Source organism: Sphingomonas sp. PP-CE-1G-424, from assembly GCF_004341085.1.
Taxonomy (GTDB): Bacteria; Pseudomonadota; Alphaproteobacteria; order Sphingomonadales; family Sphingomonadaceae; genus Sphingomonas.
In genome coordinates, this window is sequence record NZ_SLXW01000005.1 from 1 (window position 1) to 25,370 (window position 25,370).

Sequence of the window (25,370 nt, forward strand, 5' to 3'; positions counted from 1 at the left end):
TTCTTGCCCTTCGTCGGCGCGGCCGTCTCGTTGATGACCTTCAGCGACGCAGCGAGGTTCTTCACGATCTGCGATCGCGCCGGCAGCGACACCGCCTTCATCATCGCGTCGCGCCGAGAATCGTTCTCGTCGTTGGCGGTGAGGATCTCGATGGCCTCCTCGAGTTCGCCCTGGAAGCTCGTCACCGCGTCCAGCTCGTCGAGCATACGCCCGACCAGCTGGCGGGCGTTCTCGGCGATCGTGCCGGCGTCCATCGGCACGCGAGCCTCCACCGGATCCGCGACCACGATGCGCGGCGCCGGAAGCAAAGTGCGCACCGGTTGGCGGGTGCGAACCGGCCGTTCCCAGCCTTTGAGCTTCGCCCGCTTGCGAATAGCCGCTTCGGAAATCTCGTGCCGATCAGCTATTTCGCGGATCGAATCATCACCCGACAAGTATTCGTGCTCAATGCGCGACCACTCTTCAGATGTTTTGCGGACTGCCATCGATCAGCACCCCGCCACGAAAGTACGCACCCGGAGACGTCCAGGAGGAAATAATCTCCGCATGGGAGCCATAGGGGTCCAGGGGGTCGGCCCCGGCCAGGGATTCACCCACCCCCCCTGCCCCGCGGAGTCAGGCTAGGAAGGCAGCCCGCTCGACACGCTGCTTGTGCTTGTCATGGCACGGCTTGCAGAGCGTCTGCAGGTTGGCGAACAGCCAGAAGAGGCGCTCGTCGCCGCGGTGCGGTTCGCAATGGTCGGCGACCAGGCGCGACGTGTCGGCCGTCGTGAAGCCGCAGCCGGGCCACTGGCAGGTGTAGAGGTCCCGGGTGAACACGAGCACGCGCAGGGCCCGCCAGCGCGCCGACTTGTACCACTTGTGCCAGGGCTTGAAGAGGCGGCGATCGGCGTCAGCGCTGCGCTCGACGGGGGCAAGGGAGCCCATCGTCGGCTTCAGCCTGGTCAGCGTGCTGCTGATTGCCTTCAGCTTACCCACGAGGCTTACGCGGACGCCAGATCGATCGTGACCGGGTGCCACGGCGCATCGTGCGCGGGCCGGTCGTAGAAGCGGACGTAGGTGCGCGAGCCGATGACGCGGATCGAGTCCTTGATCGCCTCCATGGCGCGCAGCCAGCGGACGTCGTCGAAGTCGAGGCGTAGTAGGCGGAACAGCTCGGCCCGGTTGATCTGGCCTTCCTTGTCGACCTGGAACACGCCGTTGACCACGGCCTGCAGCTCGACCGGCGAGCCGCCTGCCCAACCCATCAGGCATTCGTCGATCAGCACCTTAGCGGCCTGCAGCTCGGGCCCGAACTCGAGGAGGTCGGCGACCTGCACCTGAGCCCGCTCGCGCCCGTCGAAGGTGAGCAGCGTGATGTTGCCCTTTTTCCCGCCGACCGTCGTGCCGTACTCCTGCGCCAGCAGCGCCTGGAAGGCACCGACGCGCTCGAACGTCCGGACCTTGAACGCGGCGACGAGGGCGGACAGTTCGCGCGCGTCGGTAAGGATAGCGCGCACCGTCTCGTCCATGAGCAGGTCGACCGGCTTGACCGCTGCGAGCGGAACCAGGCTGCCCTTGGCGTCCCTAAGGTACATGGTGCCGGCGACCTCCATCGCGGCGGGGTGCGGCTCGGTGGTCATGCCGGCGTCCGCTGAGGCGCGATCGGTGCCGTGATCGCGGCGATCGTCTCGACCGGCAGGCGCTTTAGGATCTCGCGCATCAGGCTGATCGGGACGCCGATCAGGGCGGTATCCGGATGGCCGGCGTCAACGGCACGCCGCATAGCATCGAACGGAATGGCCATTACCAGCATGCCTTGGTGCCGTCGGCACTGAGATAGAGGGGCGGACGGGCAGCGCGACCGGTGGTGCCACGGAAGGGCTCGAGGATGTCGCGGGAAATACCCTGCGCCAGTTCCTCGAGTTCGTTGTATTGGTCGGCGGAATCAATGCCCAGCCGCGCTCGTTGGGTCAGCTCATCGAACCGCGGTGTAATGCGTTCGAGCTGATCGGCCAAATTCGAGTTCGGCTGGGCAGGCCGTGCATCCGTTCCTGATCGATCATGACGCATTGCAGATCTCCCGTCGGGATGGCGTGCTCGAGGGGGGCGAGCGACGCCAAGCAGATACAACTGTGGCGGGGGCGATTTGCGAGTTACGTGACCGTTTGGGCAGGTGTCCTTGTGGGAAGTTCCCCAAAGGTCACCCCTAGCAGCGCTTCCAGCTGTCCAGCGCCGAGACCAGGATCGATCGCGCCCGTCGGTTGGAAAGCCGCCAGTCCCGCGCGGCCGTCGTCAACGCCATGTCGTCGACGATGATCGCGAGCAGCATCAGGGCATGCGGAGCAACCGCGTCGCGCCAACGGGCGTATGCGCGCTCCCGAATCACGGCAGCGATTGGCGCGTGCGAAGCGCTGTGCGGACCGCCACCCGAGCTTCGCGGCTCCAAGTTCGCAGTGCGAACCGCAACTTCGGCCGTGATGGAATGGTATGCTTCCGCGATCTGATCGGCCGCGGCGAGCTGGTGCGCGTCGATCGCGCCGGTAGCGACGAGGCGGGCGAGCGCACCCTCGCGTCGCGCCTGTACCGCTGCGTGCTCGTGCGTCTCGGCCGTGCCGTTCGTCTTGTGCGACCAGCGCTCACGCAGCAGCACGCGCTCCTCGATGCCGGGCTCGAGCGAGACGATCGCCGGCGTCTTGCCCTTCTTCAGCCGGTTCGCGCCCTTGGGTTTCGGACGCGGTTCGCCGAGCACCAGGTGCGCGACGCGCTGCCGCTCGCGTTCGAGCGCTTCAGCGAGCGAAGGCGCTTCGTCAGTAGGTAGGTATGGCATGAGGATCCCCGGCGTCGACGTCAGGGATATGCTCGAGGATCGCGACGAGCGGGAGATGACCTTGTGGTAACGGCAGCACGCGATCCGCGCCGGCGAAGTCCTCGTTCACGACGACGCCCATCTGGCGCATCCGATCGAGCAGCTGCCGCTCCAGCAACCCGGGCACGGTGATCGCGCGTTGCGCGCCGGCCGCGCGCTCGATCATCTTCTCGAACGCCAGCTTCTTCACCAACGCCTTCGCCCGGGTGTCGCTAACATCGAGCGCCAGCGCGATCTCGCGCATTGCGGGACTGCGGCCGTGCTCGAGGATGTACTGAGATATGAAATCGAGCGCCTGCTGCTTTCGGCTCGCTCGCACCGGTAACACCTCGGAATATATGCCCATCGTTCCCCCGGATCCCCGATAGGAACATAGGGGGAATCAGAATTTATCGCCAGTGGCGCGAAGGTGGGATCTGGCTCAGGAGCGGGTACCTCATCAAAATACCGGAAGAATAAGACGCTATTTCGCAGGCAACTGCCGTCTAAGGAGTATATTCCAAGGTGGCGTATCTTCGCGCGTCAGTTGAAAACCTGCTCCGCCGCAATGCGCCATCCCGGTATTCGACGAGCTTCCCCAATCCTCGCCGCCGACAAGGGCTTGCAGCTTTTCACCATCAGCATAAAACCCAGATCTGTCGCGGTAGTCGATGAACGCTCCGCGATGAACGTTCAGCTCAGCGTTGGTGAGCGTCAGGTCCAGAATGATGCCGCCCCCTGTTTGGCGAGCGGTGAGGCGGCTGCCTACATAGGTTATGTCCCACAATGCCGTCGAGGCCACCAACTCGCCTCGCACCACCGTCAATAGTTCGGTACCATTCAGGTCCGTCACGATTGCCGACGCAGTCAGCCAGCCGTCTTCACGATCAAAAGCGAGATAGGTCCGGTTATTCACGACCACGACAGACTTCGCGATATTCTCAGCTGGAGTATCCGTTTCGTACCAGTTCGTGCCGAACTCAAGCCGTAGTTCGCGAGCGCGACCTATATCTAAGCCCGCTGTATTCTTCCGATTAAGGTTGAACGGCGCGGCATTGTGCTCCTGTACCGCCTCAACAGCTAATCGGCCGCGGGTCTTGGCATCATGATGGTTCGGACAAAGCAGCGTGAGGTTTTCAGCAGCGTGTTCGCGCACAACTGCGTGTTCAATCACGTGGTCATAATGATACACCGGCATACCGCAGATCACACAGCCGAACCGGCACCGTTGTCGGACCTCGCGCTTCACGCCCTCCGGTATCGGCGGACGTGCTTGTTTTGCGTCAGTCATTGCTACTGTTCCAAACTTCATCGCGGCGGAGATACCCTCCGCCGCACCGCGCCCGATGCCGCAAATCCACCTCAGCTTGCCAGCGTACAGCGCAAAATGCGCCGGCAATCAGCCCGTATTTCTTAGAAGTTTCGGTGACAAATAACATACTATAATTCACTTAGTCCGATGATGGATACTCCATCGCTTCCATCTTCTTTGTATCTGCCTCCCGAAATTGATAATGCCATGGCTTGCCTTGTGATTTGCCGCTCGCCGCTGGCGTCGAGATACTCGATACGAAAATTGACGGGAATTTTTTGAGTCTGTCGCGCATTCAACTCTTGCTCGTGAGCCGACCTCAGATAATGGGCGTAGCACGTGGCGAAGAAAGCGAGGTTCGGATCGATGATGAAGCGCTGTGAACGTTCCGCCGTCGCTGAGGGGCCGATAAATTCGACTATTCCGAAGCTTTCGCCGGGCAGTCGGAAGCCCCCAATTACCTCTCCTCCGTCGCGGACCTGACACCCGAAATCGTCATTCTGCACGGTTAGGCCGGGAAAGTACGGCGCGAGTTTTCCCATCACGTCATCATAAATAGTCTGATACTCAATTTCCGCGAATACTCTGATGTCAAAGGCTGCGCCATTGCCCACATTTAGGAGACAAAAGCGATAGTCCTCGGACCCGCCGTTTTGATAACGGGCATCTTCGCCCGGTGGCGTCCACCAGAAGTCAGTCTTGATCGAGCCGGTGGTGCGAATTTGATATTGCTGCCGTTGCACAAGAATCTTGGGAACGAACTGAAAACGCACCTGCGTGAGAACGAGCCGGGCTGCGTAGGCTGCTACCGCCGCAGCCGCCACGGTTCCTGCAGCGCTCAGAACGTTAGCCCACGTCTCAATACTCACGAATCATCTCCCCGTTAGCTGACACCAATAAGATATGAACGCCCCCTTTTGCGGCGGATAACCTACGTAGGCACCTGGCGACTTCAACATTCGCGTTACTGAGGAAGGCCGGGCGGCGCGTGAAGCGTGGGGGGGTATTGACGCGCGCGACCGGCACCAAAAGATTGATTCAAAGCCTCTCCTCAATCCAATCCCAGATCTCGTCCGTGAGGCGTCCGTTATATTCGTCGTCATTGAGCTCGGAAACAAACAGGGTATCGCCTTTGTCCTGCGCTTTATTCAGATGCTTCGAGATATCCTCGGCGTCCATGTCCGACGAAAGCCATGCTACGGTATCGAGCTTGCCGGTCATCTTGTAATCGTATGCGTCTAGCTGCTTGATAAATTTCGCACGAGCAGCGGCGTAATTACCTCCCTCGTTGTTGAGGTTCCAAGTCACGACGAAAACAGCCATCAATATATCCTTTTCGAAACCGATTAGGTCCAAACGCGGCGGATACACCCTCCGCCGCCCGGTGGAGTTATTTCGGCCACAGCTGCATCGATCGCAAAAATGCATGCGAACTCGCATCCAGAAAACTTCCCGGGTTAACGGCATCGGGCGAAATGGGGCTGCCGTCCGTGGGAATAGTTCCGTCAATGACTTTCGCGGTGATGGCACACATGCTTATGAACATCGCGCGCGCCTGGGCTGGGTGCCAGTCCTGGGGTGGCTGGGAACCTGGCCCGGGAAACAACCTCGGCAATACGCTTCGTATCTCAGGTGTATCGAAACCAATCGCTTGCCGAGCGTGAGCGCACGCGTTGCGCATCTCACGAGCGACATCCAGAGACGTCCGCATCTCGCCCGTGATGATACCCAGGCCAAAAGCAAGCTTGATCCGGCCGCTAAATGTTCCAGCTACACCGTTGAAACTGACGAACTCGTCGAATTCCGTTTCGTCAAACTGCTTTAGGGCCTTCCTTAAGGCGATTGTAAGAGCGTCTTCTAGCATCGTAGTCGCAACTACGATTACGCCGCGGTCGCTTTCTTTTTCCAAGCCTTTAAAAAACTCGTCTGGTTCCAAGCTTAGAGAACTTGCTTTGGAGAACGCCTTCAATGTTTTTATCGATGCTGGTGTAGCCATCGCGATGTACTCCTGCGGAAAAGTCAACAAGTGCGTAAAAGACAGGCCGGCTGCGGCGGATAACCCCTCCGCCGCAGTAGCCCGAAACACGCGGAAAACCGCGAGTTTCAAACGTGTTTTTTGAGCAAGTACCCCGGCTGTACCCCTATCTCCGCAAGCTAGGAGGATGGCGCATCCGGGGCTCGCAACGTCGACCCATCGGCAAAGACGATCTGCTCTGGTTCGAAGCGGAAACGCTTGTCCTTATCGAGTGTCATGATTTTCTTATCGAGATCGAGGTATTCGTTGATCTCGTAGGACAGCTCGACGGCTTCACGTGCGCCTGGCGCGACGGCATGCTCGAGCTGCATCGGCACGCGGACATACTCGTCCCCGAAGGTGTCGATAAATACCGCCTGCCCCTTCAGCGCCTTGATAGGTTTGGCACCGGAGTTTTGGACTGCGAACGTCAGGCTCGAGGTCGCATTGAAACGTCCGGCGTTGATATCACTGGGCACTAGGTGCGCGTCGATGAATGCGACCGTGACAGTTCGGCTGATCTGCTCGGCGACCGCCTTACGTTTCTGATCGATTTCCAGCTTCAGCGCCTGCGCCTTCTTCTCGCTCTCGCTAAGGTTGTCGGCGAACTTCTGCTGTGCCGTTATCGCCTCGCCGACGGTCGTCGCTTGATCTGGCAGAGTGGAATTCCCGAAGGCTTTCGCCAACTCACGGCGCATGAGGTAGCCGGCGAACAACTTCTTGTCGTCGTCGCTCAGACCCTTTCCGATCTCCGCCAACTTGGCGGTATCGGCGGACGCCGGCAGCTTCTCGTTTTTAACGGAGTTGCATCCACACAGCAGCAGCGACGCGGCGATCATCATAATTGTCGTCTTCATATTTACCCCTGTTTTTATGCTGTCCTACACGTCGGCCGCTCGTCACCCAGACTCGCATGGCGAGCGAATGGGAGGATCAGGTTGCGGGCTATTTCCACGCGATGCGGGCGAAGAAGAAGCGCCGGCCGCATCCTGGGCAAGAGCGGCTCAACCAGGCCGTGATAGATCGAGCCCGGCGGAAGCAACATCGTCGCAATCGTCGCGCCGCGCTGGAGGTCGCAGCCGAGATCTTCGATCACGAGCGCTGGTGGGGTTAGCCATCTCGACGCTCATCGCCGATGCGCTCGTGCTCAAGGTATCCCGTCAACATTGCGCGGCCGCGATCGGCGAGGCAGATCGTTTCACCATCCCGGCTGATCAGTCGGCGCGATACCAACCAAGCGATATACGTCTCCGCATTCGGCCCCGACGCTTTATCGGCCAGATCGACCGACGTCATCGGTCCCCAAGCCGCAAGCGCCAGCAGCATATCCCACCCCGGCTCACCGAACCCGTCGCGATCGGCGCCGAACATCTCGTCGCGGGCACGGCGTGAAGCGTAGAGCTTCGCAGCCGCATCGACGTGTGCTGGCGTCACGAGCGGCACCGAATGATCAGGCCGGCATGGTCTTCCACGCCGGGTCCGGATCGCCGGCAGCCAACCGTCGCCTGTGCCGCCACGTGCCGACCGCAGTCGCGATCAGCATGGGATAGGCCCAGATCTGCGCCTGGATGGCATAGCCGGCCGGAAGCATCCCCGGATCGAGCCCTTTGGCCAAATGAGCGACGATCGCCGCTAGCTGCCAACCTGCGACCCACAGCGGCCAGAACCGCGTTGACCGCCACGCCAGCACGATCAGCGCGAACAGCAGGATCACGTCGATCGCTGCTGTGCCGACGATCGCCGATCGATACCCGGTCGCGTCCAGCAGAAAATGGACCGGAAGGTTGAGCGCGAACGCGCCGACCTGAAGGCCGCCCCCGATCCGTTCCGGCGCACCCCCACGGGCGATCGCGTAGCCGCAGCACACGATCAACAGGGCTAGGAAGAGAATGAGGCTCACGCCCCGTCCCCTCGCCCGACCCTGCCCATCGCGTCAACCACGATGCATCACGCAGCTGCATGCACAAGCGCCAGGCCGACATGCTCGGCAGGGACTATACCGCCGTCGGGCGTGTCCCCGAAATCGCCGTAGGACGTCGTCGGCATGCGAAGATCGGTGCGGGTCTGGCGGAAGGCGTAATGCGCTTCGTGGATCGCTTTCCGCGCGGCAACCAGATGGCCGACCGCCTCGGACATCTTGTCGAGCCCAGCCTGCCCAGCATCAAGCGGCAGATTCGCCGATCGCCGACCCTCGATCACGGCGATCTGCAATCTCGCATGGGACAGCAAGGCGTTGTCGAGATTGCTTTCGACGTCGACCAGCGCGGTGGTTACGGTGCGGGATACTTCATCACGACGTTGCTTCAGCATAGGGCCCCCTACTGCGGGGTTACCCCCGCTATGTTGTCAGCGTGCGAACGGCATGGATCACTGGCCTTGCAACGGACGGTAGTCCGCTGCCGATCGAGGCCGCCAGCGACAGCGCAGCGAGCGACCCAATCGCGATGATTGCGATCCAGCCGAGCGTCTGCGCCAGCGATAGTGTGTTCCTCGGCCGGCTCCGCGACCGCCAGGGCCGCGACGCCAGAAACCCTTCCGTCGACGATGCATCGGGTGTCACGACATTCTGCACCTCAACCACCCGTGTCATGTGCCCCCCTGACGCGGCACGGGGCGTCTGACCGAACGCCAGCGCGGCGGCAGCGCGGCGATCGCGCGCGCCCAGAGCCTCCACTGCCTCGGCAATGTACCCATCGACAGTCGACTTTGAGATCCCAAGTTCTGCCGCGATCTCTTTCGACGTCGCCTGCCGTTCCCAGACGAGTTGCAGGCAGTCGCGCTGCCGCGGGCTTAGCGTATTCATCGGCGAGCCTATGCCCGGCGCGGGGGCGACGAAGCGATGTCGAAAGGATCGATTATGGACGGGGTTTCGGCTGCCATATCAGCACTATGCTCTAAGCGCGGGGTAGTGATTGACCATGTTTTTAAGTCGGCCGCCGGTTGCATTGACGAGTGCCCCGTATGCGAAGCTGGATGTTCCATCAGCGTGCAAGTTCGGGATGAGGCGTGGCGGGAGTTGCAGCGTCATCTGATCGTCCCTGGCGAACAGGACTCACCGAATCGGGTAGCAAATCTCGTAACTGCGACAGCCCGATGGGAAGTCGCTCTGCGAGCAGCAGAGCTTGCTCGGCCCGCGGGAGCTGTGGATCGATCCCAGCGAGCAGCGCCTCAAACATTCGCGCAAGCGCGCGCGCCGGGGGAAGCAGTACGCCCATCATCACCACTTGTTGGGCCGCCGGCGGGCGTGGTGCGGCGTTAGGCTCGGGATCTTCAGTTTCACCCAACAGCCAAGGAAGAGAGACTCCTAGATAGATAGCAATGCGAGGCAAGTGTCGCGAGTTTGCGGTCTTGCCCTGCAGGATCTTGCTGATTGCCCCTTGGGTAATGCCGATCGCGCGAGCCAGCGACGATTGGTCCTCATTGGCCTGCTTCATGGCATCTGCCAGGCGGTTCGCCGTCACGGTCATGGCTGGCAGGCGTAACCTATTCAGTATTCCATTCGGATTAGATATTGGGATTGACCCGGTATGACTTTGGGAATAGTCAGCTTCTATGGGCCGCCAGCATCCATCTCCAGTTCTTGATTCGACAAGCGTCGAAGTCGAAGCGCTACGCGAGGCGATCGGCAAGATCGGTTCGCAGTCCGCGGCAGCTCGACTGTTGAAGGTTACCCAGGGCGCCGTCTCGAAATGGCTCAGCGGAAAGAAGCCTTTGCCGGCTGAGCACGTTCTTATCGTCGAAGCTGAAACCGGAGTGGCAAAGGAGCGACTTCGACCCGACATTTACCCTGCAGTCTCGCCCGAAATAGATGTCGTCCGGCTCGGCAACTTGGAGCCCGCGCGTTGACGCGTCCCGCACGTCTTTTCCCCCTCGGCCGCCACGTTGGCGGCGAGCGTCGACGGCATTTCCTCCCCTGTGTGCCGTCGACGTCCTTCTCATCGCGGCACATTTGCCCTCGCGCCGACTCGCGCGCATCGGGAATGCGACATGGCGTTTCCCGTCATGGGTGATGTGCTGCTCCCCGTCGCCGAGCGTAGGCTCGCCGAGGCGACCAAGCGTGCCGTTCAGGCCGCTGGCGGTGGCAAGGTATGCGAGGACGAAACCGGTCTCTCAGATACCCGGATCTCGTGCTTCTGCTCGAAGTTTGACCGCGCCAGCATCTCGATTCGCAACGCGGTCCGGATCGATGGCATTGGCGCTCGCGAAGACGGTCATCCGCACATCCTGAACGCGATGGCCAGCCTCCTCGGCGCCGTCGTGATCATGCTTCCCGACCACGACGGCTCGGAGCCTTGTCTCCGCAGCGGTGTCATGGCGCTGAGCATCGAAGTCGGCGACGTGTCGCGCGCCATATCAGACGCGCTCGCCGGTACCGGCGAGGACGGCACCAAGGTTACGATTCGCGAAGCGGAGGCCGCGCTCGGTCATTTGGTCGAACTGGAGCGCGCCACTGCAAGGTTGCGCCGCCAGCTCGAACGCGTCGGCGCTCCGCCGGAAGCGCCGCCCTAACACCACACCACCGCTCAACTGACACCGCCGCCACCCGCCCCGCCCGCGATCATAACGATTCGCGGGGCGGGAAACCGCTGCCTGGAAACTTGCCATGCCCGAACCACGCGAAGACCTTACCGCCATCTCCGGAGCGCTCAACGCGCAGTACGACGCGATCGTGTCGCTTAGCGGACCGCGCGACGTGCGCCTGGTCAACGCTGCCCGGTTTCTTTGCGACGCGATCGATCTGATCGACGTCGCTGCGCAGGCGCCGATCGGCGCCGACAACGACAATCTGGTGCCGGCATGACGCACAGCCCAGGCCCGCGAAGCCAAGCCCTCTCGGACCTATCCGCCAAGCTGCGCGAACTGGTACCGGCGATGCAGGCGCTTAGCGAACCGAACGATCGCAATCTGCCCTTGGCGATGCGTCAGCTCCTCGACGCGATCGATCGCGTGGACGTCGCAGCGCGCGACGATGCGCCGGTCAGTCCCGGAACTTACATCCGCATCCGTCGCGAGGAACTCGGTCTGACCGTCGAGCAGGTCGCGCTGCAGCTCGAAACAGATCCGGGCGTCTGCGCGCATCGGCGCGCGGCGTGGTTGACCGATATCGAGGCCGACGCGGAGGCGATCTCGGATCGCACCGCCCTCGTCCTGCACGATGTGCTCGGCGTCGACCTGCGCGTCTTGGCCCATTGGATCGCGATCGCCGAGGCTAGCAAGCTTAGCGCCGGCGCAGGGTCGATGGCGGCATGAGCGGCCTCCGCACCATCCACGCGATCATCGTCATCCAGTGCGGCGTCGTGCTGGCGATGGTCCTCTTCGGCTCACCGAGCCTCGCTATCGCCGTCCTCGCGATCGCCACGATCATGCTGACGTGGAGCATCGAGAAGCTCCGCGTCGCGATTCAATCCCGTCCGGAGAACAGGTCATGAACCGTCAGCCGAAGATCGAGCGCACCTATCGCATGCGCGAACCGCATCTGCGTATCGTCGAGATCCACGATCACGACTGCGACTGCGCAGCCTGCGCGCCCTACGTGCCCAGCGATCCGGACAGGCTGACCGCCGCCGACATGGGCAAGCTCGCCTGCGTTGGCGCCGCCGTTGCGTCCGCCATCATGTTCGCGATCAACCCGGCCGGCGCCGCGGCCGCGCTCCTCGCGACGATCTGGGTTTTCTGATGTCCGACGACGTCCTTGGCCGCTTGGAACGCCAATTTCGCGAGCATCCGCCGACGATCGTCCTGAACAAGGCTGATGCGTTCGAAGTCGCTGCGAAGGTGCTCGACGCTAATGCCGCCCACCTCTCAATCGTCGCGGCGCTGATCAAGACGGTCAAGCCGGGCTTGGTGTCCGAATCGCTGCTCGCGGAAATCAAACGCTTGGCCGTCGAGCCGGATCTTCAGGTGGCGGCGTTGCGCGCTGCTGCTGGAACGATCCGGGACCTAGCGACCGAGGAGCGGGTGATCGCCGCCCGTGCGGCCCGCGAAAGCGAGCGCAGCCGATGACCGAGCAGCACCAGATCGATGCGGGGTTCTGGATCCTCGTGGGGTTCGCAGGCGGGATCGTCGCCCTTGGCCTGCTCTGCCTAGCCGTGTTCGCTTTCGCTAATTGGCGGCGCAGGGTCCGTACAGCGAGCGTCCGGGAACGCATCTTCGTTCCTACGAAGAACGACGGCTGATCATGCGCCGGCCGACGCTCCCTCTCGTGCTGGAAAGGCAAACGTTGACGGTCCGCGAGCTGCTCGCGGGTTGCCACGTCTGTGACGGCACGAAGGCGCGCTGGACAAAAGCAAACGCGCAGGCGCTCGCCGCGCAACACCATGACCGCACTGGTCATGCGACATGGGTCAAGATCGCTACCGATATCCAATACGGCAGCGTCGCACCCGACCCACGTCAGACTGACATCGAGGACGCGATCGCGTCCGCCAGTTCGGGAGACGCGCCGGAATGCGCCCCCCTCCCCGATACCGACGCACCGACGGTTCCAGCCGCCGGTGTGAGCGCACCTGAAGGCCGCTCGTCGAATTATGCGCTCACGGCCGCAAAGCCGGAGATCCACGCGTCATGAAGCAAGCAACGATTCCTGAAAAGCCCCTCGCATCGAGCCCTCGTCGCGAGATCCTGAAGCTCGACCGCAAGCCGGCCGCGTCGACGGTTCCCGCGGCACCCCGCGTTCAAATTGTGCCATCGGCACCGCGGCTGATTCCGCTCGGCCAACTCCGACGCGCGCCCGAGAATGTTCGGCATACGCGCAGCGACGAGGCGCTGGAGGAGATGGCAGACGACATCGCTGCACATGGCCTGCTGCAATCGCTGATCGGCTATGACGGCAATTGGCCGGAAGACCAGGATCTGTCGTTCATCGTCGGCGGAGGTCGTCGCCTGGGCGGGATGCTTATCAACCGCACGCGTGGTCTGCTCGACGATACGTTCCTCGTGCCTGTGCTGATCCGCTCGCAGGAAGAAGCGATCGAGCTGTCGCTCGCCGAGAACCTGCAACAGCGCACCATGTCGCCGGTTGACGAGTTCCTCGGCTTCAAACGGCTGCTGCAGAATGGCGGCCGATCGCCGGCCGACCTCGCGAAGCGGTTCGGCTTTTCGGAGCGCGTCGTGAAACAGCGACTGCGCCTGGCCGAGCTGGTCCCGGAAGTGCTCAACGCGCTGGCCGAGCGTCAGATCACGCTCGATGCGGCGATGGCGTATGCCACTAGCCAAGATCCCGTGCTGCAGCTCGAAGTGTTCGAGAATCAGACCAAGCGCGGCCGCACGGCGCACGATCCTGCCGGCATCCGCCACTCGCTTCGGATGAAGGGCCTGGACACGGCTGATCCGCTGTTCCGCTTCGTCGGCCCGGAGATCTATGCGCGGGACGGCGGGACTTACGAAGACGACCTGTTCAATGAACCCGGCAAGGATCGCGTGCTCGCGCAGCCGTTCGTCCTTGAGACGGCCGCAAACACGATGGTCGACTTTCAGGCCATGCGTTTGCTCGAGGAGCTGAAGGCGAACGATGCGTGGGCGCCGACGATCGTCGGCTACGTAAAAGTACCTACGCTTCGCCTGCACTCCTTCGGCACCGTCGAGAAGCTGCGTCCGCCGGTCGGGTTCGTCATGGTCGAGCGCGCCGACCATGCAAAGCTCTGGCGGACGGTCCGCAACAACGGCTTCAACGTGCATGTCGTCGTCGGCATCGATGCGGAGGGCCAATTGATCGCGGATCCTCGGTTCGCGTTCGTGCCGATCGCGCAGCGGGCGGCGATCGACCGGCCGGCGCTGGTCGAAGTCGCCGCCGATCGGGAGCGCGAGGCAGCTGCCCATCGCGAGCGCGAGATCATCCGCTGGTCGCGCCGTCTCGCTGTCGGTCCGTTCGCCGGCACGCCGTTCGAAGGCCGCGTCTTCTGGCCTGAGGCAAGCAGCGACCGACAGCTGCCCTCCAACATCGCCGGCGTCGACGGCTTCATGGTTGGAATGCAGGTCTTCGTGCCAGCCGATCAGGTTCCGGCGTATCGTAAGGCGGCGATTTCGAAAGTCGACCAGATGATCGCTGCTCGAGGGAACGCCTGATGGCATACGCCGAGCGTACCACTGTGCCGTACGAGAAGACGATCCGCGACATAATCGCGCTCGTGAAGAAGGCCGGCGCCGTCAAGGTCGGACAGATGGAGGATGGCGACTGCCTGACCATCATATTCGGCCTCGGCGATCGCCAGATCAAGTTTCGGGTCTCGTGGGAGAAGTCGCCCGCATCCCAGCGCCAGCGAGCCCGCGCGCTAATGCTGGTCATCAAAGCGAAGCTTGAGAGCGTCGAGAGCGGTGTCGAGACCTTCGAGCAGGCGTTCCTCGCTAACATCGTCCTATCGGATGGCAAAACCGTGCACGAGCGGGTGAGCGGTGATGTTCAGCTTGAATACCGGAGCGGCCAGCCAGCCGTCTACCTGATCGGCGGCCCAAGCGAATGAGCCCGCAGATCGCCAACCTCGTTCGCACGATTGCCCGCCAGATGGCGGCGGAGGATGTAGCGCGCATATCCTCGACATCCCGGAGTCGCCAATGTCCCGTTGCGCCATCTACGCTCGCTTCTCGTCCGACCGCCAATCCCAAACCTCGGCAGACGACCAGGTCGCGGACTGTCGGGCCCGCGCCGAGCGCGAAGGCTGGGAAGTCGTCCAGGTCTACGCCGACCTCGCCATCTCCGGCGCCAACAACAGGCGACCCGGCATGACGGCAATGCTCGCCGACGCCGCGGCCGGATCGTTTGATATCGTGCTCGCTGAAGCGCTCGACCGAATCGCGCGCAACCAAGCCGACATCGCGACGATCTACCAGCGTCTGGTATTTGCGGACGTCCGGATCGAGACACTGTCCGAAGGACACGTCAACGAGCTTCACATCGGCCTGAAGGGCACGATGGGCGCTCTGTTCCTGAAGGATCTCGGCGAGAAGATTCGGCGCGGCCAGCGCGGCAGTGTGTCGCGTGGGCGGATCCCCGGCGGGCTTTGCTATGGCTACGACGTCGTTCGCGAGTTGAACGATAAGGGCGAACTGGAGGCCGGCCGCCGGCGAATCAATCCCGACCAGGCTGAAGTCGTCGTGCGGATCCTCGCCGAATACGTCGCCGGCCGAAGCCCGAAGCTGATCGCGCATGGCCTGAACCTCGACGGCATCGTCGCCGCGCGCGGCGGTGAGTGGCGCGCCAACGCGATCGTCGGGAACAAGGCGCGTATGATCGGGATCCTGCACAATCCGATCTACGTCGGCCGCTTCGCTTATAATCGCGTCCGGATGCTCACGGATCCGGAGAGCCGCAACCGCGTCTCGCGACCGAACGCAGCCAGCGATCTGCAGTTCGCCGAGCTGCCCGAGCTGCGAATCGTGACAGACGAACTTTGGGAGGCGGCACAGGAAGCCCGTGAGCAGCGCGGGAACGGCAAGCTGGTCCATCGTCGCCGGCCGAAGCACCTGCTGTCAGGACTGGTGCGCTGCGGGCTCTGTGACGGTTCCTACACGGTCATCTCGGATAACCGGATGGGGTGCGCTCGGCATCGCGAGGCCGGCACGTGCTCCAACGCCCGCCGGATCGAGCGGACCGAGCTCCAGCGTCGGGTGATCTCTGGCTTGGAGGATCAGCTGCTATCGCCAGAGGCGGTGTCGCTGCTGGTCCGCGAATATCACGTCGCGCGCGAGAAGCAGGTTCGCGAAGGCGCGAAGACCCGCCTAGCGCTCGAGCGCCGGCTGCGTACCGCCGAGGCGGCGATCGCGAGGCTTGTGGCGGCGATCGCCGACGGAGCGGCTGACTTTTCAGACATCAAGGCGGCGCTCGCTGAGAAGACCGCAGAGCGAGATGCGGCAAGGGCCGGCCTTGGTGAGGAGGATGCGGTGCCGGTGATCGCGCTGCATCCCCGGATCGCTGAAGCATATCGCGCGAGGATCCGCGGCCTTTCTGAATCGATCGGCCGTGGCGAAGCAGCTGGCGACCCTGTCGTCGCGCAAATCCGTGAATTGATCCAAGTGGTTTACGTAAAGCCGCTGGACGACGGCAATGAAGTCGAGGTCATTCCCTCGCTTCAATCAGCGGTCGCATTTGCAACCGGTTCTAAATCGAACACCACAAGGAGGAGGTTTCCTGTGGCGGATATGATGGTAGCGAAGGAGGGACTTGAACCCCCGACCCCAGGATTATGATTCCCGTGCTCTAACCAACTGAGCTACTTCGCCGTACCGTCCGTCAGGGAAGCGTTCTTCCCTGCGAGGCGCGGCCTATAGGAAGCGGTTTCGAGGCGGTCAAGCGAACATGTGCCGGGAAATCGCTTCCCATGGTCCGCCGCGGTACCACCACGCGCCGAGACCGGCGATTTCCACGTCCTTCGGGGTGAAATCGCGCTGCAGATTGGCGAGCAGAAGCTTGGCGACCTGCGGGCTGACCTTGTTCTGGATCGTGACGTGCGGCCGCCAGCCGCCGGCGTCCTGCGGGGTGAGCATGCCGGTGAACGCATCGGCAAGCCGCGCACGGATACCAACCAGGTCCGGAGATTCAATCCGGTAGGCGACACCCCGTCCGAGCGACATCAGGCCACCGACACGCGCCTGCGGGGCACGGATGCCACGGGTTTCCTGGTTGAGGCGGTGCTTGAGCTCGTCGAGCCCCGAGGGCGGTAGATGGTGGAACAGCGTCAGGTGCGCGTCGAGCTGGTTGCGTTCGGGCGGAAAATGCTCACGGCGCATGGAGTCGAAGAACGCGGTATCCTGGCGGCCGAACAGGGCCGTGACGATGATCGGGGCTGGTCCCGTATCGCTGATCATCAAATCTCGACCTGGCTGCCCAGCTCGACGACGCGGTTGGTCGGCAGGCGGAAGAACTCCATCGCGCTTTCCGCATTGCGCAGCATCCACGCGAACAGCTTTTCGCGCCAGATCATCATGCCGGGCTTGTCCGACGCGAGCAGCGTCTGGCGGGACAGGAAGAAGCTGGTGTCCATCATCTTGAAGTCCGCACCGCAATTATGGACTTGGCGCAGGGCGGCGGGCACGTCGGCGTCCTCCATGAAGCCGTAGCGCAGCACGAGGCGGTGGAAGCCGTCGCCAAGCTCCTCGCGCACCGCACGGTCGTTGGCGGGCCAGTAGGGCTGGCCGACGATCTTGACGGTGAGCAGGATGACGCGCTCGTGCAGCACCTTGTTGTGCTTGAGGTTGTGGAGCAGCGCGTGCGGCACGCCGTCCGCGGTCGAGGTCATGAACACCGCCGTGCCAGGCACCCGCGACGCGGAGCTGGCGGCCGAGCCGATGAACACCTTTATCGGCATTGCGGCCTCGTGCATCCGGTCGATCATCAACTGCCGCCCCTTCGACCAGGTCGTCAGGAAGGTGAAGATGATGAAGCCGACCAGCAGCGGGAACCATCCGCCAGCAGGGACCTTGGTGAGGTTCGCAGCGAAATAGGCGCCATCGACCGTGAAGAAGATCGCCAGCAGCGGGATCGCCGCGATCTTCGGCCAGTTCCAGAGGCGGAACAGCACCACGCCGAGCAGGCACGTGTCGATGAACATCGCGCCGGTCACTGCGATCCCGTACGCGCTCGTCAGGTTCGACGAGGTGCGGAAGAACAGCACGAGCAGGATCACCATGACCATCAGCGCGCCGTTGACGAGCGGGATGTAGATCTGACCGGCGGTCGAGGCGCTGGTATGCTCGATGCGCAGACGCGGGATGAAGCCGAGCTGGATCGCCTGCTGCGTCACCGAGAACGCGCCGGAGATGACCGCCTGCGACGCGATCACAGCGGCCATCGTCGCCAGGATGACGAGCGGGAGCTGGAGGCTTTCGGGGGCGAGATTGTAGAACGGGCTGACCAGCGCCTCGCGACCCTCGCGGAACAGCAGCGCGCCCTGCCCCATGTAATTGAGGATCAGCGCGGGGAGCACGAAGAACAGCCACGACAGGCCGATCGGCTTGCGGCCGAAATGGCCCATGTCCGCATACAGCGCTTCCGCGCCCGTGACCGCGAGGACGACCGAGCCGAGTGCCAGGAACGCGCGTTCGGGATCGATGATGAAGAACTCGACCGCATAATGCGGCGACAGCGCCCAGAGCACGCCGGGGGTCTGGACGATGCTGAGGATGCCGAGCACCGCGATGACGCTGAAATACACCAGCATGATCGGCCCGAACACGAGGCCGATCCGCGCGGTGCCACTCTTCTGCACCCAGAACAGCGCGATCAGGATGACGATCACGATCGGCAGCACCAGGCCGCCGAAAGCGGGCGCGGCGACGGCAAGGCCTTCGACCGCGGACAGCACCGACACCGCGGGCGTGATCATGCTGTCACCGTAGAACAAAGCCGTCGCAAAGACGCCGAGCAGGATGATGCCCTTGCTCCAGCGCTTCGTCTTGGTCTTGCCCGAGACCAATGCGAGCAGCGCGAGACTGCCGCCCTCGCCCTTGTTGTCGGCGCGCATGATGATGATGACGTATTTGACGGTCACGACGATCATCATCGACCAGAACATCAGGCTGATGACGCCCATGATGTGCGCGGCGTCGAGCGCAAGCTTGTGGTGGCCGGCGAAGGTCTCGCGGAAGGCGTAGAGCGGGCTGGTGCCGATATCACCAAAAACAATGCCGATCGCACCGAAGGCGAGCTTCAGCATGCCGTCAGAGTTGTGATGCCCCGTCTCGAGATCGAGATTGGCGGGTGGCACGGTCGAGGCCGCGGCGGTCTGATCGACGCTCACTGGACGGTGAATCGGCCCGGAAGTGCAGCAATACTCATCGAATTTCCGATTTCACCCTGTGCCCCAAGCCCGCGCATTTAGCATGAGCGCCGGGAGGCGGCAACGGCGGGGCTGGCAACGTGGATTAACCGCGCCTGATCGGTACCGTGAGAAAGCAGGTGCCAGCACTCTCTCCCCTCCCTGGAAGGGAGGGGTTGGGGGTGGGTTGGCCTGCCTGTGCCGCCGACGTTCGGTAATACGGAAGCCGACCCACCCCCGCCCCCTCCCTTCCAGGGAGGGGAGAAGAGTCGGGTACCCGTCGAACGTCAGTCCGCCATCATCTATCGCCTGATCACCTCGCGGATGACGAAGTGCGACGCCAGCCGAGTCACCCCCGGCAATTGCGACAGCGTCTCGCGGTGGATGCGTTCGAACGTCTCGCCGTGGCGGATCTCGACGTGGAGCATGTAGTCCGCCTCTCCGCTCATCAGGAAGCATTGCACGACCTGCGGACACTCGACGATCACCGCCTCGAACGCCGCCATCGTCTCCTTGCGCTGATCCCGCAGCGTGACGTTGACGAGGACAATGCTCGGATCACCGCGCGCTGCCTGCGAGAGCACCGCACGATAGCCGGTGATCGCCCCGCTCTCGCGTAACTGCGCGACACGGCGATGCGCGGCGCTCGCCGACAGGCCGACCGCGTCGCCAAGCTCGGCGCTGGTCAGGTCGGAATTGGCGGCGAGCAGGTCCAGAATCCTGCGTTCGATCGTGATGCTCAAGATTATCCCGTTTCGGCAACAATGGATGCAATCATCTTGCAGACGCGGTATCGCACCGCGACCAGTTTGCGAACCCTTCCCGTCCAAGGCGCGCTAGTATGGCGCAAACGATAATGGAGTGGAATCAATGCGCGTCGGTGTCCCCAAGGAAATCAAGAACCACGAATATCGCGTCGGCCTGACCCCGCCGTCGGTCGCCGAACTGGTCGCCGCGGGCCACGAGGTCGTTGTCGAGACGCTCGCCGGATCGGGCATCGATTTCGAAGACCAGGACTATGTCGACGCGGGTGCGACGATCCTGCCGACTGCCGCCGCGGTGTTCGCCGGCGCCGACATGATCGTGAAGGTCAAGGAGCCGCAGCCGAGCGAGATCGCGATGCTCGAGCCGCGCCACCTGCTGTTCACCTACCTGCACCTTGCCGCGGACAAGCCGCAGGCAGAGGGGCTGATGAAGTCCGGCGCGACCTGCATCGCGTACGAGACGGTCACCGACAATCGCCGCGGGCTGCCGTTGCTCAAGCCCATGTCCGAGGTCGCGGGCCGCATGTCGGTGCAGGTCGGCGCGCATTATCTCGAGAAGGAGCAGGGCGGACGTGGCGTGCTGCTCGGCGGCGTTCCCGGTGTCGCCCCGGCGAAGGTCGCGATTCTCGGTGGTGGCGTGTCGGGCGTCAACGCTGCGCAGATGGCGGTCGGCATGCGCGCCGACGTGACGATTTACGACATTTCGAACGATCGCTTGGCCGAACTCGACATGTTCTTCTCCAGCCAGATCAAGACGGCCTACGCCTCGAAGGCCGCGATCGCGGCGGCGGTGAAGAACGCGCATCTGGTGATCGGTGCGGTGCTGGTGCCGGGCGCCGCTGCGCCCAAGCTCGTCACGCGCGAAATGCTGAAGACGATGAAGCGCGGTTCGGTGCTGGTCGACATCGCGATCGACCAGGGCGGGTGCTTCGAGACGTCGCACGCGACGACGCACGAGGATCCGGTGTTCGAGGTCGACGGCGTGATCCATTACTGCGTCGCCAACATGCCGGGCGCCGTGGCGCGCACATCGGCGTTCGCGCTGAACAATGCGACGCTGCCGTTCGCGCTGAAGCTCGCCAATTTGGGGGCCGAGGCGGCGATGAAGGCCGACCCTCACCTCGCCAACGGGCTGAACGTCTACAAGGGCAAGATCGCGTACAAGGCGGTCGCCGATGATCTAGGTTTACCTTACGAAGCATGGGCCGGCTGATCCGGGAACGGATACGGAACACGGGTGTTGGACAGGGGAAAGGAATTTCCAATGTCCGACACCCCGAACCCCAAGTCCGAACCGTTCTCGAACGCCGAGAAGGATCCGGATGACTGGACCACCGGCGACGAGAAGATGACCGGTGCGCAGGCGAGCTACCTCAAGACGCTGTCCGAGGAAGCGCATGAGGAATTCGACGAGACGCTGACCAAGGCGGATGCTTCGAAGAAGATCGACGAGTTGCAGTCGAAGACCGGCCGCGGGCAGTAAGGCTTCCTTACAGTCACCCTTTTTCTCGTCATCCTGACGAAAGTCAGGATCCAGAGCCCAATAGCTTTACGTTCATGGCTCTGGATCCTGGGTCAAGCCCAGGATGACGGGACTATTTTTGGCTTGCGTTCGGCACGTCCTGCATGGCTAGGAACCGATCCAGCAAAGCCAGACGCGTAGCGATCTCGCCTCGGTATGAAATATTAGCCGGCGTCAATGCCAGCGCCTTTGCCCAATACGGTCTGGCCGTCGCGAACTCTCCCGCCCGCACATACGCCAGCCCTAGAAAGAACGGCGGAGCAGGATGCTTCGGCGCCAACCGCATCGCTTGCTGGAACGCGAACAACGCGGGCGGCGAAACCTGGTTGGCATCATGCGCCGCGAGCGCGTTGGCGAGCCCCGTCCACATTACCACGCTCTTCGGGGCGATCCTGAGCCCTCCGAGCAAGACCTGCACAGCCGCGCGCCGATCGCCGATCCGCGTCATCGCGTCCGCCGCAACCAGATACGCTGCCGCGCCCGTATACCGCTCGAGCATCTGGTCGCGCAGTTCGAGCATCGCGCTGTCGTCCGGCGTCGCTGCAAGCTCGGTGGACACTTCATGGCCGGCAAGCCCCGGCTGGCCCTGCCACGCATACCCCGCCGCACCGAGCATCAACGCCGCCGCCGCCATCGTCCACAGGACGCGGTTCACCTTCAGCACCACGAGCAGCGCAAACGCCCCCGCCCCGATCGCGGCCAGCCACACATATCCCATCAGCGTGTTCTCCGCCGGAAACTCGAGCGCGCGATCCAGCCACCGACGCCAAGCAGCAGGATCGGCGCGAGCCACAACGGCCATGTCAGCCCCGACAGCGGCGGGTCGTACGTCACATAATCGCCGTAACGCGAAACCAGCCAGTCGCGGATCGACGCAGGCTTCTCCCCCCGCTCGATCCGTTCACGCACTAGCGCACGCATGTCCGCGGCCATGTCGGCATCGCTATCGGCGATCGACTGCCCTTGGCAAACGAGGCAGCGCAGCGTCTCCATCAGCGCGCGCGCGGAAGCTTCTTTGGCGGGGTCGGTAAGTTGCACGTTCGCGTAATGCGCTGGCGGGGTGACCGGCTGGGCGAAGGCCGGCGAGATGCAGAGCAACAGCGCCGCAATGACCTCCCCTCCCGCTCGCGGGAGGGGTCGGGGGAGGGCATGACGCGAACGCAGGCTCGATGAGCGGGAATTAGCCCCTCCCGCGAGCGGGAGGGGAATGAAGTGCGAGCCCCTCACCGTGCGTCCTTCACGGCTTGCACGATTTCGGCCACATTCTCCGGCCGGATATCGCCGATGATCTGCTTCACGACGATCCCGCGGCCGTCGATCACGAACGTCTCCGGCACCCCCGACGAGCCCAGCGTCAGTTGCACCTGGCTGGCCCGATCGCTGCCGATCCGCTCGTACGGATCGCCGTTGCGTCGGAGGAACCCGGTAATTGCCGGTGCGGTGTCGCGGATTGCTATCGCGTCGATCGGTACGCCCATCGCCTTCAGACGCATCAGTTGCGGCGCCTCCGCGATGCACGGGATGCACCAGCTAGCGAACACGTTGAGCAACCGGGGCTTGCCCTGCCGGAACGACGCGCTGGCCAGGCCCGGTTTGCCTGAGATCATTGCGGGCAGCGCGAAATCGGGCAGCGGCTTGCCGACCATCGCCGATCGCACCACCTTCTGCGCCGGCCGGAACAGCCCGCTCGCCACCACCGCGAACAGCAGCGCGAAGATCGCCAGCGGTGCCCAGAGTGCGAACCGCTTCATGCCCATTCAGCCCGTATTGCAGCCCGTCGCTCGCGGAGCACCCGACCGATCAGCGACAGCATCCCGCCGAGCGCGATCAGCACGCCGCCGAACCAGATCAACGTCACGAACGGCTTCCACCAGAGGCGGAGCTGCCAGCGCCCCTGCCCGTCCGGCTGGCCGAGCACAGTATAGAGCTGGCCGTCGAGTACCGTCAGGATCGCGGATTCATTCGTGCTCGTCGGCGGGTTGGCGAAGAAGCGGAGTTGCGGGCGCAGGATGTTCTCGCTGTCGCCCCGCGTCGCGGTCAGGCGGGCTTCCAGGGCCGACCAGTTCTCGCCGATCACTGGGGAAATCCCGTCGAGCGTCACGGTGTACGGCCCGACTCTCGCCGGCTCGCCCGCGCGCACCGCGACCAGCGTTTCCTTGGTAAACGCGCTGTCAGACGCCATCCCGGCGAGGCTGACCGCGATGCCGAGGTGCGCGATGACCATGCCGTAGGTGAACAACGGCGTGCGCTTCAGGTTGCGCTTCCACAACGGCGCGCCGCTCGCGACGGCGAGCCCGGCGGCGAGCGACAGCCCAGCCCAGGGGAGCACGCCCGGCCAGACGAACAGCAACGCGATTGCCGCCACCAGCGTCGCGCCGATCGGCAGCATCACGCGGCGCAGCACCGCTTTCGCATCGTCCCGTCGCCAGCGAAGCAGCGGCCCAACTGCCATCACCGCGACCAGCAGCAACGCGATCGGCCCCGCCGCCTTGTTAAAGAACGGCGGCCCGACCGACAGCTGCACGCCAAAGCTCGCCGCGACGATCGGGTACAGCGTACCGATCAGGACGATCCCGAGGATCACCGACAACAGCAAATTGTTCGCGACCAGCCCGCCCTCGCGGCTGACCGGATCGAAGGTCGTGCCCGCGCGGACGGTGCCGATCCGCGCGGCGAACAGCGCGAGCGCACCGCCGATGTAGATTGCGAGCAACGCCAGGATGAACGCGCCGCGCTCCGGGTCGACCGCGAACGCATGCACGCTCGTGAGGATGCCCGAGCGCACCAAAAACGTGCCGATCATCGACATCGAGAACGCGACCACCGCCAGCATGATCGTCCACGCGCGCAGGCCGTCGCGTGTCGCCAGCACGGTCACCGAATGGAGCAGCGCGGTGGCGGCGAGCCACGGCATCAACGAGGCGTTCTCGACCGGATCCCAGAACCACCAGCCGCCCCAGCCGAGTTCATAATAGGCCCAATACGATCCGGCGGTGATGCCGAGCGTCAGGAATATCCACGCGATCAGCACCCAAGGCCGCATCGCCTTCGCGAACGCTGGCCCGACATCACGCGTGACGAGGGCACCGACCGCGAACGAGAACGCGACCGAGAGGCCGACATAGCCGGTATAAAGCGTCGGCGGATGAAACGCCAAGCCGGGGTCCTGCAACAGCGGGTTGAGCCCGAGTCCGTCGGGTGCTGCGGGGTTCAACCGCGCGAACGGGTTCGAGGAGAACAGCAGGAACGCGTAGAAACCGAGCGCGATCGTCGCCTGCGCGCCGAGCGTGGCGGTGAGCGTGCGTTCGGGCAGCGAGCGCTCGAAGATCGCCACCGCGCCACCGGCCAGCCCGAGGATCGTCACCCAGAGCAGCATCGAGCCTTCGTGATTTCCCCACGCACCGGCGAACTTGTAGAGCCACGGCTTGGCGGAATGACTGTTCTCGACGACCAGCTTCACGGACATGTCGGAGTCGAGGAAGAGTTCGATCAGCAGCGCCATCGCCAGCAGTGCGAGCAGACCCTGGACGATCGCCACCGGTCGGACCGCCGCTGAGACGTCGTCACGACCGCGTGCGATGCCGATCGCTGCCATTACGAGCTGCAACGCCGCGAGCGCGCCCGCGAACCAGAGCGCGGCTAGGCCTGCTTCGGCGATCATTGCTTGGCGTCCGGTTCGAGGGACTTGGTCTCGTGCATCTTGCCGACCATCTCCGGCGGCATGTATTTCTCGTCGTGCTTGGCGAGCAGGTTCGACGCGACGAAGCTGCCGTTGGGCTGGAACTGGCCCTCGGCGACGACGCCCGATTTCTCGCGGAACAGGTCCGGGACGATGCCGGCGAAGACGACCGGCGTGGTTGCCTGGCCGTCGGTGACGGTGAAATGCACGGTGATGCCGTCGGCCGCGCGCTTCACCGAGCCACCCTCGACCATTCCACCGAGCCTTACCGCGCGTCCGAGTGGGAGGCCGTCGCGACGCACGTCGGACGGCGCGTAGAAGAACGCGGCCTGGTCCTTGAGCGCGGACAGCGCGAGCAGCCCGGCGACGACGACCGCGCCGAGCGCTAGCAGCGCCAGCGTCAGGCGTTGATGTTTGGCCTTCATCGCTCGGCCTTCCGCATCGCCAGATAACTCAGCAATGCGATGATCGCGCCGCCACCCAGCGTCACGACATAGGCAGCA

At 63.6% G+C, this 25,370-nt stretch carries 40 protein-coding genes and 1 tRNA gene; 15 read left to right on the forward strand and 26 right to left on the reverse strand.

Annotated elements, in window-relative coordinates; translation table 11 throughout:
* From C8J43_RS16655 to C8J43_RS16705, 12 genes are all read right to left on the reverse strand, one after another.
* Positions 1-485, reverse strand: a 485-nt coding sequence (locus tag C8J43_RS16655) for a hypothetical protein (RefSeq protein WP_133031874.1), incomplete at its 3' end; no start/stop codon positions are given.
* A gap of 130 nt (positions 486-615) precedes the next feature.
* Positions 616-978, reverse strand: coding sequence for an HNH endonuclease (locus tag C8J43_RS16660; protein WP_243645638.1), 363 nt, complete (start codon positions 976-978; stop codon positions 616-618).
* Positions 979-983: 5 nt separating this feature from the next.
* Positions 984-1,622 (reverse strand): DUF3164 family protein, encoded by a 639-nt coding sequence (locus C8J43_RS16665; RefSeq protein WP_133031875.1) that lies wholly within the window; start codon positions 1,620-1,622, stop codon positions 984-986.
* Entirely contained in the window at positions 1,619-1,786 is a 168-nt protein-coding gene (locus tag C8J43_RS21955; protein ID WP_207893436.1) for a hypothetical protein, read from the reverse strand. Before C8J43_RS21955 ends, C8J43_RS16665 begins: the two co-directional genes overlap by 4 nt.
* On the reverse strand, positions 1,786-1,998 hold the full coding sequence (locus C8J43_RS16670) for a hypothetical protein (RefSeq protein WP_133031876.1): 213 nt from the start codon (positions 1,996-1,998) through the stop codon (positions 1,786-1,788). The genes C8J43_RS21955 and C8J43_RS16670 overlap by 1 nt, the downstream gene beginning before the upstream one ends.
* Before the next feature lie 190 nt (positions 1,999-2,188).
* Positions 2,189-2,809 (reverse strand): hypothetical protein, encoded by a 621-nt coding sequence (locus C8J43_RS16675; RefSeq protein ID WP_133031877.1) that lies wholly within the window; start codon positions 2,807-2,809, stop codon positions 2,189-2,191.
* The gene (locus C8J43_RS16680; RefSeq protein WP_165899658.1) at positions 2,790-3,167 is read right to left on the reverse strand and encodes a hypothetical protein; all 378 of its coding nucleotides are present in this window, start codon (positions 3,165-3,167) and stop codon (positions 2,790-2,792) included. Before C8J43_RS16680 ends, C8J43_RS16675 begins: the two co-directional genes overlap by 20 nt.
* 144 nt (positions 3,168-3,311) lie before the next feature.
* Positions 3,312-4,226 carry an HNH endonuclease signature motif containing protein gene (locus C8J43_RS16685; RefSeq protein WP_133031879.1) on the reverse strand — a complete coding sequence of 305 codons (915 nt, stop codon included), beginning with the start codon at positions 4,224-4,226 and terminating at the stop codon, positions 3,312-3,314.
* Positions 4,227-4,267: 41 nt separating this feature from the next.
* The gene (locus C8J43_RS16690; protein ID WP_133031880.1) at positions 4,268-5,008 is read right to left on the reverse strand and encodes a hypothetical protein; all 741 of its coding nucleotides are present in this window, start codon (positions 5,006-5,008) and stop codon (positions 4,268-4,270) included.
* Between the two features lie 169 nt (positions 5,009-5,177).
* The gene (locus C8J43_RS16695; RefSeq protein ID WP_133031881.1) at positions 5,178-5,462 is read right to left on the reverse strand and encodes a hypothetical protein; all 285 of its coding nucleotides are present in this window, start codon (positions 5,460-5,462) and stop codon (positions 5,178-5,180) included.
* Positions 5,463-5,529: 67 nt separating this feature from the next.
* A complete protein-coding gene (locus C8J43_RS16700; RefSeq protein ID WP_133031882.1) occupies positions 5,530-6,246 on the reverse strand; it encodes a hypothetical protein in 717 nt (238 codons plus the stop codon).
* 47 nt (positions 6,247-6,293) lie between these two features.
* Positions 6,294-7,010, reverse strand: coding sequence for a hypothetical protein (locus C8J43_RS16705; protein WP_133031883.1), 717 nt, complete (start codon positions 7,008-7,010; stop codon positions 6,294-6,296).
* A 56-nt stretch (positions 7,011-7,066) separates the two neighbouring features.
* Here C8J43_RS16705 and C8J43_RS16710 point away from each other — a divergent pair, with 56 nt between their 5' ends.
* Entirely contained in the window at positions 7,067-7,267 is a 201-nt protein-coding gene (locus C8J43_RS16710; RefSeq protein WP_133031884.1) for a hypothetical protein, read from the forward strand.
* On the opposite strand, the gene C8J43_RS16715 is transcribed toward C8J43_RS16710, so the two are convergent.
* The 5 genes from C8J43_RS16715 to C8J43_RS16735 form a co-directional block, all read right to left on the reverse strand.
* On the reverse strand, positions 7,264-7,596 hold the full coding sequence (locus C8J43_RS16715; protein ID WP_133031885.1) for a hypothetical protein: 333 nt from the start codon (positions 7,594-7,596) through the stop codon (positions 7,264-7,266). The two genes, C8J43_RS16710 and C8J43_RS16715, sit on opposite strands and share 4 nt — an antisense overlap.
* 7 nt (positions 7,597-7,603) lie before the next feature.
* Positions 7,604-8,053 carry a hypothetical protein gene (locus C8J43_RS16720; RefSeq protein WP_133031886.1) on the reverse strand — a complete coding sequence of 150 codons (450 nt, stop codon included), beginning with the start codon at positions 8,051-8,053 and terminating at the stop codon, positions 7,604-7,606.
* A gap of 47 nt (positions 8,054-8,100) precedes the next feature.
* A complete protein-coding gene (locus C8J43_RS16725) occupies positions 8,101-8,463 on the reverse strand; it encodes a hypothetical protein (RefSeq protein ID WP_133031887.1) in 363 nt (120 codons plus the stop codon).
* 28 nt (positions 8,464-8,491) lie between these two features.
* Positions 8,492-8,956, reverse strand: coding sequence for a sigma factor-like helix-turn-helix DNA-binding protein (locus C8J43_RS16730; RefSeq protein ID WP_133031888.1), 465 nt, complete (start codon positions 8,954-8,956; stop codon positions 8,492-8,494).
* 178 nt (positions 8,957-9,134) lie between these two features.
* The gene (locus C8J43_RS16735; RefSeq protein ID WP_133031889.1) at positions 9,135-9,620 is read right to left on the reverse strand and encodes a helix-turn-helix transcriptional regulator; all 486 of its coding nucleotides are present in this window, start codon (positions 9,618-9,620) and stop codon (positions 9,135-9,137) included.
* An 85-nt stretch (positions 9,621-9,705) separates the two neighbouring features.
* On the opposite strand from C8J43_RS16735, the gene C8J43_RS16740 reads away from it, so the two are divergent.
* From C8J43_RS16740 to C8J43_RS16790, 12 genes are all read left to right on the forward strand, one after another.
* On the forward strand, positions 9,706-9,999 hold the full coding sequence (locus C8J43_RS16740) for a YdaS family helix-turn-helix protein (RefSeq protein WP_133031890.1): 294 nt from the start codon (positions 9,706-9,708) through the stop codon (positions 9,997-9,999).
* A gap of 141 nt (positions 10,000-10,140) precedes the next feature.
* Positions 10,141-10,662 (forward strand): phage regulatory CII family protein, encoded by a 522-nt coding sequence (locus C8J43_RS16745; protein WP_133031891.1) that lies wholly within the window; start codon positions 10,141-10,143, stop codon positions 10,660-10,662.
* A 94-nt stretch (positions 10,663-10,756) separates the two neighbouring features.
* Complete coding sequence (locus C8J43_RS16750; RefSeq protein WP_133031892.1) at positions 10,757-10,954, forward strand: hypothetical protein; 198 nt, start codon at positions 10,757-10,759, stop codon at positions 10,952-10,954.
* On the forward strand, positions 10,951-11,403 hold the full coding sequence (locus C8J43_RS16755) for a helix-turn-helix transcriptional regulator (protein WP_133031893.1): 453 nt from the start codon (positions 10,951-10,953) through the stop codon (positions 11,401-11,403). The genes C8J43_RS16750 and C8J43_RS16755 overlap by 4 nt, the downstream gene beginning before the upstream one ends.
* Entirely contained in the window at positions 11,400-11,582 is a 183-nt protein-coding gene (locus tag C8J43_RS16760) for a hypothetical protein (RefSeq protein WP_133031894.1), read from the forward strand. The genes C8J43_RS16755 and C8J43_RS16760 overlap by 4 nt, the downstream gene beginning before the upstream one ends.
* Positions 11,579-11,830 (forward strand): hypothetical protein, encoded by a 252-nt coding sequence (locus tag C8J43_RS16765; protein WP_133031895.1) that lies wholly within the window; start codon positions 11,579-11,581, stop codon positions 11,828-11,830. Before C8J43_RS16760 ends, C8J43_RS16765 begins: the two co-directional genes overlap by 4 nt.
* On the forward strand, positions 11,830-12,156 hold the full coding sequence (locus C8J43_RS16770; protein ID WP_133031896.1) for a hypothetical protein: 327 nt from the start codon (positions 11,830-11,832) through the stop codon (positions 12,154-12,156). The genes C8J43_RS16765 and C8J43_RS16770 overlap by 1 nt, the downstream gene beginning before the upstream one ends.
* Positions 12,153-12,329: a hypothetical protein gene (locus C8J43_RS21960; protein ID WP_165899660.1), complete on the forward strand. Its 177-nt coding sequence runs from the start codon at positions 12,153-12,155 to the stop codon at positions 12,327-12,329. The genes C8J43_RS16770 and C8J43_RS21960 overlap by 4 nt, the downstream gene beginning before the upstream one ends.
* 2 nt (positions 12,330-12,331) lie before the next feature.
* The gene (locus C8J43_RS16775) at positions 12,332-12,721 is read left to right on the forward strand and encodes a hypothetical protein (protein ID WP_207893437.1); all 390 of its coding nucleotides are present in this window, start codon (positions 12,332-12,334) and stop codon (positions 12,719-12,721) included.
* Positions 12,718-14,217 carry a ParB N-terminal domain-containing protein gene (locus C8J43_RS16780; protein WP_133031897.1) on the forward strand — a complete coding sequence of 500 codons (1,500 nt, stop codon included), beginning with the start codon at positions 12,718-12,720 and terminating at the stop codon, positions 14,215-14,217. Before C8J43_RS16775 ends, C8J43_RS16780 begins: the two co-directional genes overlap by 4 nt.
* The gene (locus C8J43_RS16785) at positions 14,217-14,612 is read left to right on the forward strand and encodes a hypothetical protein (protein WP_133031898.1); all 396 of its coding nucleotides are present in this window, start codon (positions 14,217-14,219) and stop codon (positions 14,610-14,612) included. The genes C8J43_RS16780 and C8J43_RS16785 overlap by 1 nt, the downstream gene beginning before the upstream one ends.
* Before the next feature lie 91 nt (positions 14,613-14,703).
* Positions 14,704-16,335 carry a recombinase family protein gene (locus C8J43_RS16790; RefSeq protein WP_133031973.1) on the forward strand — a complete coding sequence of 544 codons (1,632 nt, stop codon included), beginning with the start codon at positions 14,704-14,706 and terminating at the stop codon, positions 16,333-16,335.
* On the opposite strand, the gene C8J43_RS16795 is transcribed toward C8J43_RS16790, so the two are convergent.
* From C8J43_RS16795 to C8J43_RS16810, 4 genes are all read right to left on the reverse strand, one after another.
* Positions 16,292-16,368: transfer RNA gene (locus C8J43_RS16795), tRNA-Met, on the reverse strand. The two genes, C8J43_RS16790 and C8J43_RS16795, sit on opposite strands and share 44 nt — an antisense overlap.
* A gap of 66 nt (positions 16,369-16,434) precedes the next feature.
* A complete protein-coding gene (locus C8J43_RS16800) occupies positions 16,435-16,953 on the reverse strand; it encodes a 2'-5' RNA ligase family protein (protein WP_133031899.1) in 519 nt (172 codons plus the stop codon).
* The gene (locus C8J43_RS16805) at positions 16,953-18,800 is read right to left on the reverse strand and encodes a potassium transporter Kup (RefSeq protein ID WP_133031974.1); all 1,848 of its coding nucleotides are present in this window, start codon (positions 18,798-18,800) and stop codon (positions 16,953-16,955) included. The genes C8J43_RS16800 and C8J43_RS16805 overlap by 1 nt, the downstream gene beginning before the upstream one ends.
* Positions 18,801-19,204: 404 nt before the next feature.
* Complete coding sequence (locus C8J43_RS16810) at positions 19,205-19,645, reverse strand: Lrp/AsnC family transcriptional regulator (protein ID WP_056482500.1); 441 nt, start codon at positions 19,643-19,645, stop codon at positions 19,205-19,207.
* A 127-nt stretch (positions 19,646-19,772) separates the two neighbouring features.
* On the opposite strand from C8J43_RS16810, the gene ald reads away from it, so the two are divergent.
* Positions 19,773-20,879, forward strand: a complete 1,107-nt coding sequence (gene ald / locus C8J43_RS16815) for an alanine dehydrogenase (RefSeq protein WP_132740815.1) — start codon at positions 19,773-19,775, stop codon at positions 20,877-20,879.
* 51 nt (positions 20,880-20,930) lie between these two features.
* Positions 20,931-21,149: a DUF3072 domain-containing protein gene (locus C8J43_RS16820; RefSeq protein ID WP_056058060.1), complete on the forward strand. Its 219-nt coding sequence runs from the start codon at positions 20,931-20,933 to the stop codon at positions 21,147-21,149.
* A 112-nt stretch (positions 21,150-21,261) separates the two neighbouring features.
* On the opposite strand, the gene C8J43_RS16825 is transcribed toward C8J43_RS16820, so the two are convergent.
* The 5 genes from C8J43_RS16825 to ccmE all read right to left on the reverse strand — a co-directional run bounded on the left by C8J43_RS16825 (position 21,262) and on the right by ccmE (position 25,292).
* Positions 21,262-21,990 (reverse strand): hypothetical protein, encoded by a 729-nt coding sequence (locus tag C8J43_RS16825; RefSeq protein ID WP_243645639.1) that lies wholly within the window; start codon positions 21,988-21,990, stop codon positions 21,262-21,264.
* On the reverse strand, positions 21,906-22,277 hold the full coding sequence (locus C8J43_RS16830) for a cytochrome c-type biogenesis protein (RefSeq protein WP_243645649.1): 372 nt from the start codon (positions 22,275-22,277) through the stop codon (positions 21,906-21,908). The genes C8J43_RS16825 and C8J43_RS16830 overlap by 85 nt, the downstream gene beginning before the upstream one ends.
* A gap of 134 nt (positions 22,278-22,411) precedes the next feature.
* Entirely contained in the window at positions 22,412-22,939 is a 528-nt protein-coding gene (locus C8J43_RS16835; RefSeq protein WP_133031900.1) for a DsbE family thiol:disulfide interchange protein, read from the reverse strand.
* Positions 22,936-24,849 (reverse strand): heme lyase CcmF/NrfE family subunit, encoded by a 1,914-nt coding sequence (locus tag C8J43_RS16840; RefSeq protein WP_133031901.1) that lies wholly within the window; start codon positions 24,847-24,849, stop codon positions 22,936-22,938. Before C8J43_RS16840 ends, C8J43_RS16835 begins: the two co-directional genes overlap by 4 nt.
* The gene (ccmE, locus tag C8J43_RS16845; protein ID WP_133031902.1) at positions 24,846-25,292 is read right to left on the reverse strand and encodes a cytochrome c maturation protein CcmE; all 447 of its coding nucleotides are present in this window, start codon (positions 25,290-25,292) and stop codon (positions 24,846-24,848) included. The genes C8J43_RS16840 and ccmE overlap by 4 nt, the downstream gene beginning before the upstream one ends.
* Between the last annotated feature and the right edge of the window lie 78 nt (positions 25,293-25,370).